Origin of the sequence: Aliivibrio sp. A6, from assembly GCF_028765505.1 — a bacterium.
Taxonomy (GTDB): Bacteria; Pseudomonadota; Gammaproteobacteria; order Enterobacterales; family Vibrionaceae; genus Aliivibrio; species Aliivibrio finisterrensis_A.
Genome location: NZ_JARACR010000125.1, coordinates 1 through 585, shown reverse-complemented (window position 1 = coordinate 585; position 585 = coordinate 1). Strand labels below are relative to the sequence as shown.

Annotated in this window: 1 protein-coding gene; it reads left to right on the top strand. The window is 33.2% G+C overall.

Annotation, left to right across the window (positions count from 1 at the left end):
• The first annotated feature begins 37 nt into the window (after window positions 1–37).
• The gene (locus PVK70_RS18885; protein ID WP_069594937.1) at window positions 38–472 is read left to right on the top strand and encodes a hypothetical protein; all 435 of its coding nucleotides are present in this window, start codon (window positions 38–40) and stop codon (window positions 470–472) included.
• Window positions 473–585: the final 113 nt, after the last annotated feature.

Sequence of the window (585 nt, the reverse complement as noted above, 5' to 3'; positions counted from 1 at the left end):
TGTTTTTTGAGTATGTAAGCGTAAATTAAGAGGTTTTATGTCTAAAAAATATGAGTCAATGGTCGGCGATTATTGGATGGTTTCTAATTCAATTGAACAGTATGTTTCTTCTGAAGTTGGTGGTTTTGAATATTGGGACACCGATTTAATTAAGCTTACGATTGATACTGAGTCGACAACATATACATATGATTATTCTGAAGCATCAGTAATGTTAGGTGTTTCTGAATCGCAAATGAAGAACTTTTTAGTTGTGCATTGTTGTCTTAGTAATAATCTGGATGGGTTTATTGGCGAAAGAGATTACGATTTTTGGGATGCCAAAGGAAATCAATTGGTCATAACTTTAAATGATTCATCTGAACTAATATTTCAAACTTCAGATATATGTGAGTTGATGGTTAAAACAGAAAGTGTTGGTTGGAGTTATGACGATTTAGTTAATTCTGCAAATGAAATAGTTGCTGACTAAGTCTAAATACACATAACAAATGCATCAACACGATTTGCTACACTCGGCATTGTCAGTTTGCCTTTAGTTTCAGTGATTAAGGCGTTAAAATTCAGTTAAGTCTGTATGGTAGC